Source organism: Pseudoalteromonas agarivorans (genome assembly GCF_024518735.1).
Lineage (GTDB): Bacteria > Pseudomonadota > Gammaproteobacteria > Enterobacterales > Alteromonadaceae > Pseudoalteromonas > Pseudoalteromonas atlantica.
The window spans coordinates 295,907-315,397 of record NZ_JANIGJ010000004.1 but is presented as its reverse complement, the minus strand read 5'-3'; the positions used below and the strand labels follow the sequence as shown (position 1 = coordinate 315,397).

General features: G+C 40.2%; 18 protein-coding genes. 13 read left to right on the top strand and 5 right to left on the bottom strand.

Annotated elements, in window-relative coordinates:
• The first annotated feature begins 5 nt into the window (after positions 1 to 5).
• The 5 genes from glgC (at position 6) to rluF (ending at position 6,367) form a co-directional block, all read left to right on the top strand.
• A complete protein-coding gene (gene glgC, locus NQT65_RS09890; protein WP_004586432.1) occupies positions 6 to 1,307 on the top strand; it encodes a glucose-1-phosphate adenylyltransferase in 1,302 nt (433 codons plus the stop codon).
• A 41-nt stretch (positions 1,308 to 1,348) separates the two neighbouring features.
• Positions 1,349 to 2,884 carry a glycogen synthase gene (locus NQT65_RS09885; protein WP_256851083.1) on the top strand — a complete coding sequence of 512 codons (1,536 nt, stop codon included), beginning with the start codon at positions 1,349 to 1,351 and terminating at the stop codon, positions 2,882 to 2,884.
• Between the two features lie 91 nt (positions 2,885 to 2,975).
• Positions 2,976 to 4,190, top strand: a complete 1,215-nt coding sequence (locus NQT65_RS09880; RefSeq protein ID WP_138684795.1) for an EAL and HDOD domain-containing protein — start codon at positions 2,976 to 2,978, stop codon at positions 4,188 to 4,190.
• Positions 4,191 to 4,224: 34 nt separating this feature from the next.
• Positions 4,225 to 5,304, top strand: a complete 1,080-nt coding sequence (locus NQT65_RS09875) for a DUF418 domain-containing protein (RefSeq protein ID WP_256851111.1) — start codon at positions 4,225 to 4,227, stop codon at positions 5,302 to 5,304.
• 76 nt (positions 5,305 to 5,380) lie between these two features.
• Positions 5,381 to 6,367 carry a 23S rRNA pseudouridine(2604) synthase RluF gene (rluF, locus tag NQT65_RS09870; RefSeq protein ID WP_029774482.1) on the top strand — a complete coding sequence of 329 codons (987 nt, stop codon included), beginning with the start codon at positions 5,381 to 5,383 and terminating at the stop codon, positions 6,365 to 6,367.
• Positions 6,368 to 6,376: 9 nt separating this feature from the next.
• Here rluF and NQT65_RS09865 read toward each other — a convergent pair whose 3' ends face one another.
• The 3 genes from NQT65_RS09865 to NQT65_RS09855 form a co-directional block, all read right to left on the bottom strand.
• Entirely contained in the window at positions 6,377 to 6,961 is a 585-nt protein-coding gene (locus NQT65_RS09865) for a hypothetical protein (protein WP_256851082.1), read from the bottom strand.
• Between the two features lie 324 nt (positions 6,962 to 7,285).
• Positions 7,286 to 10,366 carry an efflux RND transporter permease subunit gene (locus NQT65_RS09860; protein ID WP_055019066.1) on the bottom strand — a complete coding sequence of 1,027 codons (3,081 nt, stop codon included), beginning with the start codon at positions 10,364 to 10,366 and terminating at the stop codon, positions 7,286 to 7,288.
• Between the two features lie 2 nt (positions 10,367 to 10,368).
• Positions 10,369 to 11,451 (bottom strand): efflux RND transporter periplasmic adaptor subunit, encoded by a 1,083-nt coding sequence (locus tag NQT65_RS09855; RefSeq protein WP_024031767.1) that lies wholly within the window; start codon positions 11,449 to 11,451, stop codon positions 10,369 to 10,371.
• 123 nt (positions 11,452 to 11,574) lie between these two features.
• On the opposite strand from NQT65_RS09855, the gene NQT65_RS09850 reads away from it, so the two are divergent.
• The 3 genes from NQT65_RS09850 (at position 11,575) to NQT65_RS09840 (ending at position 13,870) form a co-directional block, all read left to right on the top strand.
• Positions 11,575 to 12,471 carry a LysR family transcriptional regulator gene (locus tag NQT65_RS09850; protein ID WP_256846269.1) on the top strand — a complete coding sequence of 299 codons (897 nt, stop codon included), beginning with the start codon at positions 11,575 to 11,577 and terminating at the stop codon, positions 12,469 to 12,471.
• Entirely contained in the window at positions 12,461 to 12,772 is a 312-nt protein-coding gene (locus NQT65_RS09845) for an MGMT family protein (RefSeq protein ID WP_256846268.1), read from the top strand. Before NQT65_RS09850 ends, NQT65_RS09845 begins: the two co-directional genes overlap by 11 nt.
• A 546-nt stretch (positions 12,773 to 13,318) precedes the next feature.
• The gene (locus NQT65_RS09840) at positions 13,319 to 13,870 is read left to right on the top strand and encodes a diguanylate cyclase (protein ID WP_256851081.1); all 552 of its coding nucleotides are present in this window, start codon (positions 13,319 to 13,321) and stop codon (positions 13,868 to 13,870) included.
• 275 nt (positions 13,871 to 14,145) lie between these two features.
• Here the strand turns inward: NQT65_RS09840 and NQT65_RS09835 are convergent, their stop codons facing one another.
• The gene (locus NQT65_RS09835; protein ID WP_055019167.1) at positions 14,146 to 15,045 is read right to left on the bottom strand and encodes an SDR family oxidoreductase; all 900 of its coding nucleotides are present in this window, start codon (positions 15,043 to 15,045) and stop codon (positions 14,146 to 14,148) included.
• A gap of 609 nt (positions 15,046 to 15,654) precedes the next feature.
• On the bottom strand, positions 15,655 to 16,284 hold the full coding sequence (gene trhA / locus NQT65_RS09830; RefSeq protein WP_096042967.1) for a PAQR family membrane homeostasis protein TrhA: 630 nt from the start codon (positions 16,282 to 16,284) through the stop codon (positions 15,655 to 15,657).
• A 167-nt stretch (positions 16,285 to 16,451) separates the two neighbouring features.
• Here trhA and NQT65_RS09825 point away from each other — a divergent pair, with 167 nt between their 5' ends.
• The 5 genes from NQT65_RS09825 (at position 16,452) to NQT65_RS09805 (ending at position 19,487) form a co-directional block, all read left to right on the top strand.
• Positions 16,452 to 16,811: a hypothetical protein gene (locus NQT65_RS09825; RefSeq protein WP_256851080.1), complete on the top strand. Its 360-nt coding sequence runs from the start codon at positions 16,452 to 16,454 to the stop codon at positions 16,809 to 16,811.
• 226 nt (positions 16,812 to 17,037) lie between these two features.
• On the top strand, positions 17,038 to 17,316 hold the full coding sequence (locus tag NQT65_RS09820; RefSeq protein ID WP_256851079.1) for a hypothetical protein: 279 nt from the start codon (positions 17,038 to 17,040) through the stop codon (positions 17,314 to 17,316).
• 223 nt (positions 17,317 to 17,539) lie between these two features.
• Entirely contained in the window at positions 17,540 to 18,121 is a 582-nt protein-coding gene (locus NQT65_RS09815; protein ID WP_004586417.1) for an LON peptidase substrate-binding domain-containing protein, read from the top strand.
• Positions 18,122 to 18,190: 69 nt separating this feature from the next.
• The gene (locus NQT65_RS09810) at positions 18,191 to 18,814 is read left to right on the top strand and encodes a sigma-70 family RNA polymerase sigma factor (protein ID WP_004586416.1); all 624 of its coding nucleotides are present in this window, start codon (positions 18,191 to 18,193) and stop codon (positions 18,812 to 18,814) included.
• On the top strand, positions 18,807 to 19,487 hold the full coding sequence (locus tag NQT65_RS09805; protein ID WP_256851078.1) for a ChrR family anti-sigma-E factor: 681 nt from the start codon (positions 18,807 to 18,809) through the stop codon (positions 19,485 to 19,487). The genes NQT65_RS09810 and NQT65_RS09805 overlap by 8 nt, the downstream gene beginning before the upstream one ends.
• The last annotated feature ends 4 nt before the right edge of the window (positions 19,488 to 19,491 follow it).

Sequence of the window (19,491 nt, the reverse complement as noted above, 5' to 3'; positions counted from 1 at the left end):
GTATTATGCCTAGTTATGCAAATCGTTACATAAGTAGCTTAACCCGAGATACGTACGCGTTAATACTGGCTGGTGGACGCGGCTCACGCTTACACGAATTGACAGATTGGCGCGCAAAGCCCGCTGTTTATTTTGGCGGTAAGCACCGTATTATCGATTTTCCATTATCAAATTGTATCAATTCGGGTGTGAGGCGTGTAGGCATAGCCACACAGTACAAATCGCACTCTTTGATTCGTCATGTTAATCGCGCCTGGGGCCATTTTAAAAAGGAGCTGGGGGAGTCGGTTGAAATTTTACCCGCATCTCAGCGTAATGGCGATGAGTGGTATTGTGGGACTGCCGATGCGGTTTTTCAAAACATGGATATTATTCGCCACGAACTGCCAAAATATGTGATGATTTTGTCAGGCGATCATGTTTATCGAATGGATTACGGCGCTCTATTAGCTGAGCATGTGCAAAAAGGCGCCGACATGACAGTATGTTGCCTTGAAGTACCTGTTGAAGAGGCTGCAGATACCTTTGGGGTAATGACCGTTGATGAAAAAAATCGGGTATGTCGCTTTGATGAAAAGCCTTCGATCCCCAGCTCTGTCCCTGGTAAGCCAGGTACCTGCTTAGCCTCTATGGGCAACTATGTGTTTAATACTGAGTTTTTATTTGAGCAGCTAAAAAAAGATGCTGAAAATGAAGGTTCTGGCCGCGACTTTGGACACGATATTATTCCGGCAATTATAGAAGAGCACAGTGTGTATGCGTTTCCGTTTAGAGATCCCATGCAAGAAGGGCAACCTTATTGGCGTGATGTAGGAACGTTAGACTCGTTTTGGGAAGCCAATATGGAATTGGTAATGCCCGAGCCACAGCTAGATTTATACGATCCAACCTGGCCTATTTGGACCTACCAAGAGCAGTTGCCACCGGCTAAGTTTATTTTTGATGATGAAGATAGGCGCGGTATGGCGGTAGACTCAACGGTATCGGGAGGGTGTATTGTATCGGGCTCAGTAGTTAGAAAATCACTGCTGTTTTCAAACGTGCACGTGCGTTCATTTTGCGAAATAGAGCAATCGGTTATTTTACCCGGGGCTCTCATTAATCGTCATTGTAAAATTAAGCGAGCCATAATTGATCGAAGCTGTGAAATACCCGCAGGGCTTGAAATTGGCTACGATAGAAAAGCCGATGAAGAAAACGGCTTTAGGGTATCTAAAAAAGGCATCGTATTAGTCACCCGTGATATGCTCACGGAACTTGCTAAAAAGCTTGAACGTCAAGCACACGAAAATAAAAAGTTCGCTTAAAATCGGATGCGAATAACAAAGGTTAAGGAAGTAGTAAATAAATGCATGTATTAATGGTTGCCGCAGAAAACGATGCTCTACCAAACGCTAAAGTGGGCGGGGTAGCAGATGTAGTCAGAGATGCCCCAAAAGCACTGGCAGCACAAGGCGTGAGCGTAGATGTTGTTATCCCAGATTATGGGTTTGAGCAACTGCAACGTGAATATATAGGTGATGTCACTGTTATATTTAGAGCGCAGCCACAGGTATTATCTTTATTTAAAATAAGTGATGACAACACACACATTAATCAATTTGTTATTTCGCACCCACTGTTTAGCCAATCGGGTTCGGTGTATTGCAATGACGAACCCGGGCGACCTTTTGCTACTGATGCAACAAAATATGCATTATTTAGTGTCGCTCTATGTGAAGCGCTGCTACAGGGTTTAATAACGCGCCCTCAAGCACTGCATTTACACGATTGGCATAGCGCGTGTGTCGCCGTATTATTAAAATTTGATAAACGCTACGATACCCTCGCTAATTTACATATTGCCTATACAGTTCATAATTTAGCACTGCAAGGGATCAGGCCTTTTAAGCACGACGACTCGAGTTTAGAGGCTTGGTTTCCGTCGTTAGGTTATAACGGGCAACATTTGTGCGATCCTCGTTACCCACACTGTTTTAACCCTATGCGCAGTGCTATAAATTTGGCAGATAAAGTTCATTTAGTCTCACCTACTTACAGTACCGAGGTACTAAAGCCGAGTAATTATCAGCAAGGTTTTTTTGGTGGAGAAGGCTTAGAGCTTGATTTACAAAATCAATCGGCTCAAGGCAAGGTGGTGGGAATATTAAATGGCTGTGAATACCCTGAGCAAAACCCTGAGCAGGTTACTTTATCGCTCTTGTATGAGCGTATTGAACATACTTTATTTAACTGGATGGCAAAACATGAGCAGCTTGAAACGAGCTACTATGTGGCGCATCAGCGCATGCTGCAGTTTAAAAACACGCCAATAGATGGGCCCCTTGTAACAAGTGTTGGCAGGCTGACCGAGCAAAAGGTGTTATTACTTTGCCAACAATACGGTAATGCATTAGCGCTTGATAACGTGTGTGAAATAATTAAGCGTTTTAACGGTCGTCTTATTATTTTAGGCTCTGGTGACAAAGCCCTTGAAAGCATTTTCACCAAGGCCATGGCACGCAATGCAAACTTATTGTTTTTAAAAGGTTATGGGCAAGGTATTGGCGATAGCCTATATGAGCTTGGGGATTTATTTTTAATGCCAAGCTCGTTTGAACCTTGCGGAATCAGTCAAATGCTTGCTATGCGCGCAGGGCAACCTTGTTTAGTACACAGTGTTGGCGGTTTAAAAGACACCGTAAGTCACAACAACAATGGCTTTGCATTTTCTGGCGGCTCGTTGAATGAACAAGTTGATGGGTTAATGACATGCTTAACTGAAACCCTTACGCTAAAACAGCAAAATCCTAAGCAATGGAGTAACATTACAGCTAATGCTAAAGGAGCACGTTTTTCGTGGGAAACGGTCGCTGCTGATTATATTTCAAGCATGTATTGCTAAATCATTAAAATTAAACGCAGTAGAAGTGACATTTATACCTATTTACGCTATTAATTACTTAGTTTGAGTATAAAAATAAGAAGTAGGTAATGTGTCTGTATTTGTTGCAAGGCAAGCAATATTCAATCGTAAGCAAAATGTAGTTGCTTACGAGCTTTTATTTCGTAATAGTGCTGAAAACTTTTTTCCCGATATAGAAGAAGGTCAAGCAACTGCTCGCCTAATAATGGAAAACCAGCTTAATTTAGGCACACGCCACATCACCTCAGGTAAAACGGCACTGATAAATATAGGCCCAGACTCTTTAAAGCACAATTTATGTGACTTTTTACCCTGTAAAGATGTGGTCATTGAACTGCTAGAAACCATTGAACCCACCGACGATAACTATCAGCTTTGCAGAGAGCTTTTTCATAAAAACTATAAACTCGCATTAGATGACTTTGTTTATAACGAGCAATGGGAGCGATTTTTAAAGTTTATTAAGCTAGTAAAGTTTGATATTGCGCAAACGCCTTTATCAGATATTGCCGAGATTGTAGAAAAACTAAAACAGCATAAAAAAATAAAAATATTAGCAGAAAAAATAGAAACCCAAGCCGATTATCACCAAGCACATAAAATGGGGTTTGATTACTTTCAAGGCTACTTTTTTGCCAAGCCCACAATGCACGAACAGCAAGACATTGATTATAACTATGCGTTAGTTGTGGCTATTTACGCGCAAGTAATGAAACCAAGCCCAGATATAAAGCAAATTAGTGCGTTATTTGAAGCCGATGCGGCCTTGGCTTATAAGCTTATGCGGCTAATTAACAGCGGTGTTTTTCCTATTCAGAGTAAAATATCATCTATTAAACAGGCGTTAGTGTATTTAGGGCATGAGCGTTTAAAAAAGTTTGTTAGTTTAATTGTTACCGCGCACACCGCGGGTAAAAAGCCAGCAGAACTAATGCAAGTGTGTGTAGTTAGAGCACGCTTTTGTGAGCTAATAGCAAAGCAGGTGTCTAAATCGTTGGCGGGTGAGGCGTTTTTAACCGGCTTGTTTTCGTTACTAGATGCCATACTCGATCAACCTATGAGTTTATTAGTCGAAAAGTTACCTTTTCCTGATGATATTAAAGCGGCATTATTAAACGAAAAAAACACCCTATATTATATTTTAAATGTAGTACAAGCGTACGAAACAGGTAGCTGGTGGACATTAGAAAAAGCCGTTATATTACTAAATGTTAAAAGTGATGTGCTGCCAGGGTTATATAATCAAGCCGTAGATTGGGCAGGTAATTATAAAAATAATAGTTAAAGGACAGTAACCGCTCATTATGCGAAATTATAATATGGATTTTATTCGCGGCATTGCCGTGCTTTGCTTAGTGTATATGAATGGCTATGCGTTTGGCTTAATGGATTATAGCTATATTCCTTTATCTACCCCGCCTTTTAGTGACACCCTTATCCATGCTGTGAGTACTTTTTTTGTTGATGGCCGATTTAGAACGCTGTTTAGCTTACTGTTTGGGGCAGGGCTTTATATTCAATGGCAAAAAGTTAAATCAATAGCACCTTTAAAAGCGCGATTGCATTGGCTTATCATTTTTGGTTTGGTACATGGTTTTTTACTTTGGGCTGGCGACATTTTATTTTTGTACGGTGTATCTGGCTGGTTTGTTCTAAAATATTTGCAAAGTAATAATCAACTGCTTGTAAAAAGGGCAGGAGAGTTTCTTTTAATTGGTTGTGTAGCCATGGGGTTGGTGCTCTTTAGTGCGCCAGATGAGGTCGTTTATCGTGATTCAGCACAGTATATCGATTTATATAGCCCGCATTACAGCGATTACTTTTTGAGTAATCTAGGTATGAATGTATTAATGCTGGTAGCTGTTCCTATCATGATCATGTGGCTGTGCGTAGGGCTAATGCTGATTGGCATATATTTATATAAAAATGAGGTTTTTAGTAAAGGTTTAACTAAGCCGCACCTTATTGTTTGTATAGCTGGCGCCTTTATTTTTTCAGGCATGAGGCTTTATGCGTCAAAGTTCACAGGGGGAGCAGGGTTCGCCCTACAAGAGTTTATAAATACCTTTGCCGCATTGTTCATGGCTGTATTTTATATTCATCTCATCGTTAAATTTTGCAATAACAGTGCCCATGTGGGTCGGCTTATTCAGCAAGCTGGGCGTTTAGCCTTTACCTTATATATATGCCAAACACTTATGCAGCTGTTGCTTTATAAAGTGTTGTATCCGCAGTGGGTATTAAGTTTTAACCGAATAGACTATTGGATAATCGCGACTGGCCTAGTTAGCGTGCAGCTATTGTTTACTGCTTTATATTGTCGCTATTATGAGCAAGGGCCACTGGAATATGTTTGGCGCAGGTTAACTCAAGCAAAAATTGCAAAAATTAATGCGTAAAGGTTTAAATTAGGGGCGAAAAATAATGGCGTGTGGTTTACACTAGTCGCCTTTAAAATTAGGACCATTAAGTGCCATGACCGAATTAAAACGTTTAAATAAATTTATTAGTGAAACAGGTTTTTGTTCACGCCGTGAAGCCGATAAATATATTGAGCAAGGTCGTGTAACGGTTAATGGTAATACGCCTGAAATGGGCGTAAAAGTGGCTGATACCGATACTGTTTTAGTAGATGGAAAACCGCTGCGCGAAAAACCAAAACGCGTGTACATTGCGTATAATAAGCCAGTGGGTATTACCTGTACCACCGAGAGTAAAATTCAAAGTAATATTGTCAAAGCCGTTAATTATCCCACCCGTATATTTCCTATCGGCCGTTTAGATAGACCTTCAGAAGGATTGATTTTTTTAACTAACGAAGGCGATATCGTTAATAAAATTTTGCGAGCGGGTAATAACCACGAAAAAGAATACGTGGTGACAGTTGATAAACCACTCAATCGCCAATTTGTGAGCAAAATGGCCAACGGTATTCCTATTTTAGATACCGTTACAAAAAAATGTAAAGTGACACAAACAGCTCCGCAAGAATTCAAAATTGTGCTTACGCAGGGTTTAAACCGCCAAATTCGTCGTATGTGTGAATACCTAGGTTATGAAGTTGTGACCCTTAAACGTACCCGCATTATGAATGTAACGTTAAAGGGCTTAAAAGTAGGCCAGTGGCGACATTTAACCGACGTAGAAATGGCGCAAATTAATGACTCCATTGCCGATTCGGGTAAAACGCAAGAGCATTCGGTTGATACCAATAAGCAAAATGCCAATAACAAAGGCGAGCCTAAAAAGCGTGATTTTCAGGGTGAAAACCCACGCGCCTTTAATAATGAGCGAGGCACTCGCACTCAAAGAAGTAATACCCCTTTTCAAAAGCGCTCAACCACCTATGTAGGTAAAGGGGGCGCTAGTAAAAATACGCAAGGCGATAGCAAAAGCGCAAACAACAAAAAGCCAGCAAACGGTAAAGCGCGTTCATCTGGCACATTAAGTTTAAAAAAATAGCGTGCGCACTTACCATTGTATTTGATGTACAACATTACCGAGTGGGCTTTTAACGCCCACGATGTTTATTTTCTCATTTTTTAGCCGCTTTAATGCTGGTTTATCTAAATACCACCTAAAAGAGCGCTTTCTGTAAGTTTGTAAATCAAGCACAACCAGTTTTGCGCAGCTGTATTCGTAATCACTCGGACACGCCTCTACAGCCAGTAGCTGGTACTCTTGCTGCCAGCTATTGTCGCTATAATAATACGTCCATAACTTTACTGAAATACAAAAAGCAGCCCACAGCCATAAGTACACTAAAACAGGTATAAACAAAATACCAAGCCAGCCCCTAAGCTTCCCATCATCCTCTAAGTAGTCTTTAAAATTTGATTTAAATGTTATGCATGCGTTGTACTTTTTGTATCCGTACATCCCCCCTGCAATACTAATTATTACTGACAAAACAGGAAGCAGCTTATGTGTTAAAAAATCATAAGCGGTATTGGCAATAAAGGGGGGATCGAGATTTTCATCCCAAGCAATAAAAAATAGGGGTGGGAATAGTAAACTAGCGGTAATTATTATTCTAAAAAGTTGTTTTGCTGTCATTTGAGGGGTTATTTATAAAACACAACGCCAATATAAAGTAAAAAAAGCCCTAAATAAATGGCTAATGCAGATACGCTGTTTTTAGAGCGCAGTCGTGTAATTAAATCGTAAGTACCGTCAAATATTACCAGTGCAATACCGCTCGTGAAACGGTAGTTTTTTAAATCTACATTGCCATTTTCGTCGGTTATAAAGCGAAAATAGCCAAACAGAATACAAATACAACCTAGTTTATTATGTCCATCTTTAACCTCGGTTTAAATAATAAAAAACGCAGCTACTGTGAGGTAAGCTGCGTTTTAAACGTCCTGTAAGGCTTTTAAATTACTTTCTAGGCTCGTAGTCTATTCTAAATACAACAGTATAAAGCACAGGTACTACGATAAGCGTAAGTATGGTTGCAAAACCTAAACCAAACATAATAGTTACCGCCATTGACTGGAAGAACACGTCAAACAACAACGGGATCATACCTAAAATGGTGGTAATAGCCGCCATGGCTACAGGGCGTACACGGCTAACGCCAGATTCAAACACAGCTTGATAAGGCGATTTACCATCGCGAAGCTCAAGATTTATTTGATCGACCAACACAATGCCGTTTTTAATTAGCATCCCGCTTAAACTTAGTAATCCAAGTAGTGCCATAAAGCTAAATGGCGCATTCATTATTAACATGCCCGCACTCACACCAATAATGGCAAGTGGCACTGTAGCCCAAATAACTAAAGGCTGTTTAAGTGAATTGAACAGCAGTACGGTTACCGCAAACATCGCTAAATAACCCAGCGGTAATGAACCAAATATAGCGGCTTGTGCATCCGATGACGACTCATACTCGCCGCCCCATTCTAATTTATAGCCACGCGGTAGCTCTATTGCTTCTACGGGTCCGCGCACGCGTGCAAATAACTTAGCGGCAGTTTCATCGCCTAATACGTTGTGATCGGCCATTACCGTTATTGTGCGCTTTCGGTCGCGGCGCATAATTAGGCTGTCTTCCCATTCAACCACAAATTCGTCAACCACCTGTGTTACTGGCACAAATACACCCAGTACAGGGCTGTATATTTGTAAATCGTGAACGCTTTCTACATTTAGGCGCTCATTTGCCGGTGAGCGAGCAATAATTGGCAGAAGTTGCGTACCATCACGATATACACCCACTTGCTTGCCCGAAAGGCTAGTAAGCAGAACATCATCAAGGTCTGACTTACTAATACCTAAGCGGCGCGCTTTTTGTTCGTTAAATTGTGGACGAATCATTTTAGTACGTGCGCGCCAATCATCACGAATATTATAAGCGCCGTCGTCTTGTGCGATAACTTCTTCAGCCTGGGCGGCTAATCGTCTCAGTATTACCGGATCGGGGCCTGTAAAGCGTGCTTCAATTTTAGCATCGGTTGAGGGGCCAATTTCCATAGGCTTAATTTTAAGCTCAGCTGAAAGCGGTGTATTTTGCGAGTATTCACGCACTTTTTGCATTACTACAGCCACCGCCTCGCGGTTTTTTACTCTAATAATGAGCTGCCCGTATGACGAGTACGACTTTTGCGGTGCATAAGTAAGCATAAAGCGTGGAGCACCTTGGCCTGTAGTACTGGTTATTTCTTCAACTAGCTCTTCTTTTTGAAGGTAGTTTTCAAGCTTTTTAATTCCCTCTAGCGTTGCTCTTATGTCGGAGCCTTGTTGCTGCCAGTAATCTACATAAAACATAGGCGTGTTAGAGGCGGGGAAAAACGATTGTTTAACCGCACCAAAACCAACCACAGCCGAGCAAAGGAGCACGACCATAAGCACAAGCGTGGTTTTACGATAATGCATAGACACATCTAAAAGTGCTTTATAGCCGGTAAAAATAAAGCCTTGATATGGGTCGTCATCTTCCTCTTCGCCCTCAGCATTTTTAGCTTTTTTAAACTCATCTTGTTTAAACATTAAATTTGCAAAAAATGGCGTAAGCGTAATGGCGGTGATCCAGCTTAGTAAAAGCGATATAAACAAGACCCAAAATAAGCTACCCGCAAATTCACCGGTTGCATCAGAGCTTAAGCCAATAGGGGCAAACGCAGTAATACCAATAACTGTAGCGCCTAGTAGCGGCCATTTAGTTTGTTCTACAATATTAACCGCAGCTTTTAACTTAGTTTGGCCACGCTTTAAATTTATTAATATGCCTTCGGTTACTACTATGGCGTTATCTACCAGCATACCAAGGGCAATAATAAGCGCACCGAGAGAAATACGTTGCAAGTCTATGGCGAACAACTTCATAAATATAAAGGTGCCTAAAACGGTGAGTAATAAAATACCGCCAATTAAAATACCACTTTTTAAGCCCATAAATATAAGCAGTACGACGATTACAATGGCAATCGCCTCTACTAGGCTGACAATAAAGCCATCTACCGATTTTTCTACTTCTTTAGGTTGGTTATACACCGATTCTACATGTATGCCATGTGGGCGCTGGTACTCAAGCTCTGCTAAGTGCTCGTCAATACGTTTACCTACATCTACTACGTTCACGCTATTCATAAACGAGACACCAATTAAAAGCGCTTGTTCTGAGTTGTAGCGAATAACATTGCTGGGTACTTCTGCGTATTCTCTAAATACTTTTGCTACATCACCTAAGTATATAAGCTCGCTAGCACCGGGTTTAGATATAAGTAGAGTTTCGAGCTCTTTAACATCTTTAAATTCGCCGGTTGGGTGAAAGCGTATAGACTCATCGCCCACTCTAATTTTACCTGCGTTAGAGACTGTATTTTGCGATTGCAGTAAACCAAAAATATGGCTTGGGGCAATACCGAGCTGCGCTAATTTACGGGTAGACACTTCAACCATTACTTGAGGCTGTTGCTCACCAGCAATGGTCACTTTACTCACACCTTTAACGAGTACGAGTTCGCGCTTTAAGTAATCGGTGTAATCTTTAAGTTCATCATAAGAGTAGCCATCGCCGGTAACCGCATACATAACGCCATATACATCACCAAAGTCATCTAAAATGGTGCTTGGGTAAACGCCACTCGGGAGTGAAGGTGCTAAATCGTTAATTTTACGGCGCATTTCATCCCAAATTTGGCGCAGCTGCTCTTTTCGGTAGGTGCTTTTCATTTCTACCGATATTTGCGACTTACCATTTGATGAAATAGAGGTCACATAATCTACGTAGGGGAGTTGCTGAATTGCATTTTCGATAGGAAAGGTGACTTCTTCCTCGACTTGTTGTGGCGATGCACCCGGATACATAGTAATAACCATGGCGGTTTTAAGCGTAAACTCTGGGTCTTCTAGTTGGCCTAAATCAAAGTACGACACACTCCCGCCAATTAACAGCAGTAGTGCAAACATCCAGCTAATTACTTTTTTCTCTATGGAGAGTTGCGCAAAGCTCATAATTATAAGCCTCGCTCTTTATTCCATGGACGTACTTTCATGCCTTCATCTAATGAGTGTACGCCAGCAGAGACGACAATTTGGCCTTCTTTAATACCGCTTAACACTTCAATGCCGTCACGGTGTACTTGGCCCACTTTAACGGCTTGTTTATTAACAACACCAGTTTCTGGGTTATATATCCACACATAGGCGTTATCTGACACGCTTTCTTTAGCTTCAGAAAAAACCGACTCAACCGGCAAAATAGTGTAAGCCACTTGCGAGCTGGTTACTTTTGATAAATCGATAAATACACGGCCCGTCATCCCTGCAAGTAGGTTAAAGTCTTTAGGCACTGGTAGCGAAAAAACAACTTTGTAGGTAAGCGTAGTAGGATCGGCCTGCGTATCCCACTCTTTTAAATCAAGGGTGTACTCTTTATTATCATAACCGTCAAACACAACGGTAGGGTGGTAGTCGCTGCCTTTTTTAATGCGCGCTATTATTTTTTCAGGAACTTGGATTTCCACATCCATTAAATCGCGGGTTTCTAGGCGTAAAATGTTTTGCTTGGCTTGAATGTTTTCAAAGTTTTTAACAAATACTTTGGCTACAGTCCCTGCAAATGGGGCGCGCAGTTCGCTGTATTCTAGGTTGGTTTCGGCAATTTTAAAGGCTGACTCTGCCACTTGCATATTGGCCAATGCTTCATCGTACTCTGATTGACTCGCGATTCTTTTTTCAAGTAATTGTTCAATGCGGCTAAGTTGTGATTTAGCAAGCTCATAACGGGCTTTTCTATCATCGTATTGTAACTGAAAGTCCTCTGGGTCAAGCTTTGCTAAAAGTTGTCCTTTTTCAACTTCTTCACCTGCTAATACCGGAAACTCTACCAGTTCACCATTGACTCTAAATGCTAAGTACGAGCCTTGGTTAGCAACCACTTCAGCAGGAAAACTGCGCACATTTGTTTGCGAATCATGTCCTATATTGAATAACTTTACAGGCCTAATGGGCTCTTCTTTTACTTGCTTTTCTGGCTCTGAACAGGCCATTAAGGTAAGTAGAGTCGTAGTAAGTATACATAGACGAAAGAGTTTCATGTCTTCTCCGTGGCAATGATGGGCAAAATAATTAAGTGCAGGATACGCCGCAACCATATAAAATAAAATTCATTAAATTTTAGAAACATAATAAGTTTTATTTATGATCATGTTGAGCGCAGTATGAAGCTGAATCAATTACAAATTTTAGATGCCATTGTACAAAGTGCAAGTTTAAGTGGCGCGGCGCTTAAATTACATAAAACTCAACCTGCGCTTACATTAGCAATTAAAAACCTAGAGGCAAAAATTGGCTTTGAACTACTTGATAGAAGTAAGTACCGATTACAGTTAACTGAAAAAGGTCGTGTTTTTCATCGCGAAGCACAACAATTATTGCATGCAAATGATGAGCTAGCACAGCTTGCTAAAGAGCTCGCACTGGGTAACGAGCCACAATATCGAATTTGTTATGAGCAAATTTGTCAAAAAGACAGTTATAACGAGATCATAAGTAATACTTTTAGACTATTTAAGCGTACGGAGTTTAATTTAACCAGTGGCAAACGCTTTGTCTCTTTAGAGCAAGTAAATAGTGGGCAAGTGGAGTTAGGCATAGGCCCCTGGTTTGACTTATTTCATGCAACAGGGCACTTAGAAAGCCTACCTATTGGTAAATTAAACATTGGTATTATTGCAGCTACTAAAGCGTTTCCTAAGTACATGACCTTTAACGAGCTACAAAATTACCCGTGTTTGGCCATGTTTGAAAGTGACTTAAGCATAGACAGCGACAAGCTTTCTTACTCAAAAGGTTCTGCCTTAATGAAGATTGACGATGTAACCAATTTAAAGTCTTTTTTGCTTGCTGGTGCTGGCTGGGCAATGATGAATATAGACTATTGCGCCCCTGAAATAGAAGCCGGGCTGTTGCAGCAAATACAGATAAACGACAGAGAAGATGAGTTTGGTATAGAAGTACGTGCATTTAGGCGTGATGCAATACACCATGGCCCTGTTGCGCGCTCTATTTGGGAGCAATTTAAAGTACTCAGTGAGGCGTACGTTAATGACCGCTGATATTGATAAAGAAACCCTCATTTACACCATTATTGCAAATATACCTGCAGGTTTTGTTGCAAGCTACGGGCAAGTAGCAACGCTTGCCGGTTATCCGCAAAATTCACGCTTAGTAGGGCGCCTTTTAAAGCAAATGCCAGATGATTCTGTTATACCGTGGCACAGAGTAGTAAACAGCCAAGGTAAAATATCATTCCCTGCAGGCAGTGATAAATACCAAGAGCAGCGCCAAAAGCTATTATTAGAAGGGGTTAGCTTTAAAAACGACAAAGTAAATATGCGCGAGTGTAGATGGCAGTAGTGAAGGTATTATCGTAAAAAAGCTTTTAAAGGCTGCTTTATTACAAGTGTGCGGCTTACTTTTTTGTTTTAGCTAGCGTAAATCTACAACAAATAGGGTTATTCAGCTTGTAGTTTACCTTTTCCACAACCTCCTTATCTAGCTTTGTGAATGAAAAACTTACAATGATAAGCGATATATTTTCTATTTTTTACACAACAAAAATATACACGGCAAAGTAAAAACACCTCCACACCTACCTATAGCTAAAATGGCATTAAATCAATTAAGCGTCGAGATTTGGCATAACATTTGAACTACTTATTAGTTGTAAATAGATATTGAGCATACCAAATGTTGGCTCAAGGGCGCGTTTAAAAATGGTATCTCATTTACATTAAGGTAAAAACGTAAGTAATCCTCAAGCCATCTTAAAAGTGACTGATAAATTATTTGAAAAATACGGTTTTTCACATCGCTAGTGATGAATGATCAAGCTGATGAAGTGTAAATATTTAGTTTTAAGCATGAGGGTTATTAAAACCAAATATTAAGGACTAACAAACTATGACTGACCCAACTTTATTGATTTTAATGTACTTTGTGATCCCTGTGTGGCTTGCTGCTGGTATTGCTGATTGGTTTTGTCATCGACGTAGTAATATTTCTACAACCAGCGGTGCTAAAGAGTCATTTATTCATTTATTAATGTTTGCCGAAGTGGGCATTCCGTTAATCCTCGTTTTAATTTTTGAAGTTAATAGTTTGATTATTGCCCTTTGTATTGTGTTGTTTTTTCTGCATGAGCTTACAGCAATGTGGGATGTAACTTATGCGGTAAGTAAGCGAAGGGTAGGGCCGGTAGAGCAACATATACACAGTTTTTTAGAAATGATACCCCTGTTAGCTTTGGTATTAATTATTGAGCGCCATTGGGAGCAATTTACCGCTTTATTTACTCCAGGCGGCTTTCCTCCTGACTTTACGCTGCAATTAAAAGCCTCTCCTTTACCAATAACTTACTTGGCAACGGTGCTATTTATAGCACTTGCGCTAGAGTTTACGCCTTATTTAGAAGAGTTCATTCGCGGTATACGTGCTAAAAAAGATAACACTTAATCTGCTTAAGTTATTTAAGCAGTTAATTTATGCGTGCCTAAATAGGCACGCTCTTGCTCACACTGTGCTAAATGGTGCTGCTGCTTGAGCACAGGTTTTAGTGGCAAGCTCAGGTGCTGTCTAAGGTATTGCTAACCAGAGCCTCACCAATACTTAGTGGTGCTTATTTAGGTATAATTGAAAAAAGGCTAGGTAAAAATAGCGGCGTATATACGCCGCTATTATTTTATAAAAACAATAAGCTGAGATTAACTAATATGAGTGAGCCATCATGACTATGGTAGATGCTGCCCACCTGTCACACCCATTATTTCAGCGGTTATGTAACTTGACTCTTGCGATGCTAAGTAGACATAGGTGGGTGCTAGTTCAGCAGGCTGGCCTGGTCTACCTAATGGTACGTTATCACCAAATTCAGGCAATTTTTTAGCCGGTTGGCCGCCACTTTGTTGAAGTGGGGTCCAAATTGGCCCAGGAGCAACCCCATTAACCCGAATGCCTTTATCAATCACCATTTTTGCTAAGCTTTTAGTAAAGCTTGTAATTGCGCCCTTAGTCGATGCGTAATCAAGAAGCCCAGCAGAGGGTTGATAGCATTGGATAGAGGTTGTATTAATAATACTAGCGCCCGGTGGCATATGTTTTACCGCCGCCTTTGTTATCCAAAACATAGCAAATACATTTGTTGCATATGTTTGGCAAAATTGCTCGGTAGATAAATCGTCTAACTCGGCAACAAACTGTTGTTTACCCGCATTATTCACTAATATGTCGATTGAGCCTAAGTTCTCAACGCTTTGCGCCACAAGGTCGTTACAAAAACTCTCATCAGAGATATCGCCTGCAATTCCCCAAGCTTTGCTACCGCTGGCTTTTAAAATATCGAGTGTTTCTTTCGCATCGGCTTCTTCGCTGGCTAAGTAATTAATAACCACATCGGCACCTTCTCTGGCAAATGCAATGGCAACCGCTCTGCCAATGCCCGAGTCGCCCCCAGTGATCAACGCCTTGCGGCCTTTTAATCTGTCGCTACCTACATACGTATCTTCGCCGTGATCTGCTTTAGGTTTTAAAATTTCATCTAGGCCTGGGTCTGGTTGATCACTGTCTTTTTCGGTTCGTCCCATTTGATATTGGCTTCTAGGGTCTTGCATCGTAAATTGGTTAGTTGGCATATCAACGTCTCCTTTAACGTAAAGTTTAAGTTGGATTAACTGCATGTAATCACAAAGAGCCTAATGGCATATAACGCAGCAATGCGTGTTACCTACCTCTTTGCTTGGCGGGAATAGACGTAAAAGTGAGTGTGGTTGTAAAATATTGAGTATAAGTAGCAACTTACTAATGTAGCACTTGCCTCAATTGTAGAGTCAGCTTGGAATGCGCCCACTTTGTATCTCCTTTAACGTATTTGCTTGGTCAAGGTTTTACTGACCATTTATATTGAAGGAGCAATAGGTATGCCATAGCGTTACATTTAAAATATGAAGCTATCTCACTTATTTTAATGCATTTATTTTTAAACTAGGAAAAGAGTAAGTGAATAAAATGGGTAAAAAAGGGATAAGAGTACCGAAAATGTTACACGCTGTTTATCGAGCTAGTTAATTAGGCGAGTAAGGATAGTGATAGGCTTATAGTCAGAGCCGTAAATAACAGCGTTTTTAATTAAGGCTTAGGTGATATCGCCTAAGCTACAACGCGCTTTTATCGCGCTTTTATATAGAAGGGTAGCCAAATTATTGTGGTTTATGTGTGTGGCATAAAATTACTAATTACATGCATTAATACACGTAATTAGTAATTGAAATGTAGTGGCACACACACCCAGCTATTACAAAGAGGTGCCAAATTGCGTGGCTAAATTGAGTGCTTTTAGCGCTATAAAACAATGTTCCTAAGCTATAAAAAATGCCACCTGCCAGTAACCAGTACAGTGCTTTTACATCAATATTTAAATAAAGTGGGTATACAATCGCAAGGGCAAACCAGCCCATAAGTAAGTAGGTAGCCAGCGAGACTTTTTTATTACCATTTTTAACCAGCACTTTATAAGCAACGCCACCAAGCGCGACTGCCCAAATAAAGCTCAGTGTGCCCCAAGACCACCATCCATTAAGAGATAGCAACAAAAATGGGGTGTACGTACCTGCTATTAATACGTAAATAGCGCAGTGATCGCACTTTTTATAAAAAGCGCGTAATTTTGGCTGTACACTGGCGTGATAAAGTGTGGATGATAAAAACAATACAAATAAACTAGCCCCATATACAGCGGTGCTAATATAAGCTTTTACGCTGGTGGCTTGTTTAAATAAATCCCACATTACAAACACAGCAAAAAATATTCCCAGTGCATGGCTTAATACATTGAGTTTTTCTTCTTTGCGAGAATAGGGTGCATCTATAGTCATACTAGTCCTACCACTTATTAATTGAACTTGAGTGTACAGGTGTACGCTCAATGTTTCAATGTCAGCATTGTTACTGTAAATTAGTCACCGTACTTTTATTGATTTTAAAGGGAATTAATCGGGTATAGTGTGGTCGTATAGTCTCAATTAATTAAGGCACGTTTATCATGAAAAAAGAGCTCAAAGCCGTTTTACTTACTGCCATTGTGTATCCTGGGGCAGGGCATTTTTTGCTTAAAAAGCATTTAATAGGCTGTATTTTTGCAGGTGTATTTACGCTACTTTTGTTTATGACATTAGGTGATATTTTGGCTATAGCGCAATGTAGCGCAAATGAAATTTTAGCAGGTAAAATTCCGATGACGGCTTCAGGCATTTTACAAGCCGCTCGTAATCCATCAGGTGAATGTGCTCAGCTTGGGGAATATAAATATCTTCCTTTAATGGTGGTCATTTGGTTACTAAGTATGGCTGATGCTTATCGGTTAGGTAAAAAAGTTAAACCCGATACGCAAAACAAAAAGTAATGATAGTCGTTGTTTGAAACTGCAAATAGTGAGCTAAAAAATATTTACTAATAGTTAGTCAAAAAATTAAAAAGGTTAGTTAAATTAACCAAGACTGAATACTGCGTTGCTGTATGGTTTTTAATATAGTCTTTATATATCAATGATTTAATTTTTATTTTTCTGTTGGCACAACCCTTGATTATGTTATTGCGTCTAAACAATATACACAACAAGGAATACCATTATGAAACATTCAATTAAAATCGCTATGGCAAGTTTATTAGTATTAGGTTCTTCGCAAGTACATGCGAGTGAAGTGGACTTAGATGTAACTGATATTATAACGCAAAACGTAACAAGCTATATTAATCAAGCAACGGCAGAACTTAAACAATCAATTTCGCAGAGCCTTAGTTTTGATGCCCAGGCAGTACTTGAGCAATTTGTAAATCAAGCGCAAGAACAAGCTGACGTTACCACGCAGTCTACAATGCCGGTAACTACGCAAGTTAAAGCTAAATAAGTGTAAAAGGATAAGACGATGAGTAACGAATTAGGATTATTTGCACTTATGTTGGCGCCTGTTGTAAGCATGATTAGTGTTTACTATATGGTTCAAGTAATAAAAAGTATGGGAAGTTGGATCAACTTTTAATTTATAGGTAAATAATTCGATTTGAGTAAGCTGATCGACTTAGTAAAAGCGCACGTAAATAAAGGCAGTGTAATTTAAAGAAGTAGACTTTATGAAACGTGCGATTTTCCCATTACCAATATTTGTGTTACCAGAAGGCTATACGCGTTTGCGTATATTTGAGCCTAGGTATTTAAACATGGTAAAAACCGCACTACAAAATAATGTCGGTTTTGTACTATGCACCTATCAGCACGACACGCCATTTAATATTAGCGCTCAGGGCTGTTTGGTCGATATTATCGACTTTGATCAAGACCCTAGCAATATGCTACTCATTGATGTGTACGCTGCTAAAAGCGTGCAAATAAATGACGTATACCAAGATGAAAGTGAATTGCGCCATGGCTTATTAAGCGATTGCAATACGCCGTATTGGTACAATGACTCACACAGTGAAATTTCGGCTGATAATCAACGCTTGTCTGATTCTTTACAGGACATATTTTTAAACAATAAAGAGCTTTCTAGTTTATATAGGCAAACCAAGTTTGATAATTTAGCCTGGGTAGCTGCCCGCTGGCTTGAACTATTACCTATATCTATCGATAAAAAACAGCAACTTGCGTTCGAAAGTAACTTTGCTAACTTACTAAACTTCCTCCATACTGTGATCAACAATGAATTTGCCTAAAATAATGTGATCTGCGTTTAATTGCTTGGCGTATAGATATGTACAAAAGCATACACGGGATTAATTATTATGGTAAGTCAACAACCCTCACCACGTTGTGAACCTAATACAGGTAAATATACTGCCATGCCAGAAACGCCAAGTGCAGAGCTTATGCAAGCTCTGCTTGATGTAGCTACTTCGCGAGACAAAAGAGCGTTTGCTTACTTATTTGAATACTTTTCGCCAAAAATTAAACGCTTTGGAATTAAGCAATTTGGCTCTGAGGCACAAGCAATGGAGCTTGTACAAGAAACACTAACCTCAGTGTGGCGTAAAGCGCATTTGTATCACAGCGATAAAGGGGCTGCGACGACCTGGGTATATACCGTAATGCGTAATGCCTCATTTGATATGCTTCGTAAAATGAAAAGTAATAAAGAAGAAAATATAAGCGAAGATATTTGGCCACTTATTAACGAATCTCAAGATACAACACTTGAATTTAGCGACCACTTGGAAGATCAACAAATTAAACGTTACCTAGACAAACTACCAACCGCACAGCGAGAGGTAGTCAGAGGTGTTTATTTCCAAGATATGTCGCAAGAGCAACTTGCTCAACAATTAAATATTCCTGTAGGCACGGTAAAATCACGATTGCGTTTAGCCTTGCAAAAATTACGTAATGAAATGGGAGATCAGCATGATTAAACATCACCCTAGTGAATCTTTACTAGCACAATATTGTTCAGCGCAGTTACCTGCATCGTTAAGCGTAGCGGTATCTATACACGTTGATATGTGCCCAGTTTGCCAAGCAAAAGTGGCAAAACTTGAAGCCGCTAATGCAAAGGATGTATTTAGCGAGCCGCCACACGCCCCTGATGCATTAAAATTAAGTAACGATTTACAAGTGCCAGACTTTGACGCTGACCTCCTAGATTTGATAACCGCCGATGCTAGCATTGATGAAGTTTACGAAGTTGAGCCGGTAACCGTACAAGTTAATGAGCATAACTACGAATTACCACGCGCTTTAACACGCATTTCGCATGGGCGTTTTACGCAAGTGGGTAAGCTTGCTCGCTCTCGCGTTGCTATTGATGATGGCCCATTGCGCTCAAGCCTTTTACATATTGGCGCAGGGGGCGAAATCCCCGAGCATACTCATACTGGTTTTGAAGTAACCTTGCTACTTGATGGTGAGTTTAGTGATGAAGAGGGCAGTTACGTGCCAGGAGACTTTATTTGGCAAGATGGCTCTCATCAGCACACCCCACTTACAAAAGATGGCTGTTTATGCTTTACAGTAGTCAGTAGTGCGCTACATTTTAATAAAGGGCTCAGTAAGTTACTTAATCCTATAGGTAACTTGATTTATTAAGAGA

What these genes read in the sequence shown, in the direction of transcription:
- NQT65_RS09815 (WP_004586417.1), top strand. Translation starts at nt 17,540, where the DNA reads ATGAAACGTGCGATTTTCCCATTACCAATATTTGTGTTACCAGAAGGC.
- NQT65_RS09860 (WP_055019066.1), bottom strand. Translation starts at nt 10,366, where the DNA reads ATGAGCTTTGCGCAACTCTCCATAGAGAAAAAAGTAATTAGCTGGATG.
- NQT65_RS09810 (WP_004586416.1), top strand. Translation starts at nt 18,191, where the DNA reads ATGGTAAGTCAACAACCCTCACCACGTTGTGAACCTAATACAGGTAAA.
- glgC (WP_004586432.1), top strand. Translation starts at nt 6, where the DNA reads ATGCCTAGTTATGCAAATCGTTACATAAGTAGCTTAACCCGAGATACG.
- NQT65_RS09885 (WP_256851083.1), top strand. Translation starts at nt 1,349, where the DNA reads ATGCATGTATTAATGGTTGCCGCAGAAAACGATGCTCTACCAAACGCT.
- rluF (WP_029774482.1), top strand. Translation starts at nt 5,381, where the DNA reads ATGACCGAATTAAAACGTTTAAATAAATTTATTAGTGAAACAGGTTTT.
- NQT65_RS09875 (WP_256851111.1), top strand. Translation starts at nt 4,225, where the DNA reads ATGGATTTTATTCGCGGCATTGCCGTGCTTTGCTTAGTGTATATGAAT.
- trhA (WP_096042967.1), bottom strand. Translation starts at nt 16,284, where the DNA reads ATGACTATAGATGCACCCTATTCTCGCAAAGAAGAAAAACTCAATGTA.
- NQT65_RS09850 (WP_256846269.1), top strand. Translation starts at nt 11,575, where the DNA reads ATGAAGCTGAATCAATTACAAATTTTAGATGCCATTGTACAAAGTGCA.
- NQT65_RS09840 (WP_256851081.1), top strand. Translation starts at nt 13,319, where the DNA reads ATGACTGACCCAACTTTATTGATTTTAATGTACTTTGTGATCCCTGTG.
- NQT65_RS09825 (WP_256851080.1), top strand. Translation starts at nt 16,452, where the DNA reads ATGAAAAAAGAGCTCAAAGCCGTTTTACTTACTGCCATTGTGTATCCT.
- NQT65_RS09855 (WP_024031767.1), bottom strand. Translation starts at nt 11,451, where the DNA reads ATGAAACTCTTTCGTCTATGTATACTTACTACGACTCTACTTACCTTA.
- NQT65_RS09835 (WP_055019167.1), bottom strand. Translation starts at nt 15,045, where the DNA reads ATGCCAACTAACCAATTTACGATGCAAGACCCTAGAAGCCAATATCAA.
- NQT65_RS09820 (WP_256851079.1), top strand. Translation starts at nt 17,038, where the DNA reads ATGAAACATTCAATTAAAATCGCTATGGCAAGTTTATTAGTATTAGGT.
- NQT65_RS09805 (WP_256851078.1), top strand. Translation starts at nt 18,807, where the DNA reads ATGATTAAACATCACCCTAGTGAATCTTTACTAGCACAATATTGTTCA.
- NQT65_RS09845 (WP_256846268.1), top strand. Translation starts at nt 12,461, where the DNA reads ATGACCGCTGATATTGATAAAGAAACCCTCATTTACACCATTATTGCA.
- NQT65_RS09865 (WP_256851082.1), bottom strand. Translation starts at nt 6,961, where the DNA reads ATGACAGCAAAACAACTTTTTAGAATAATAATTACCGCTAGTTTACTA.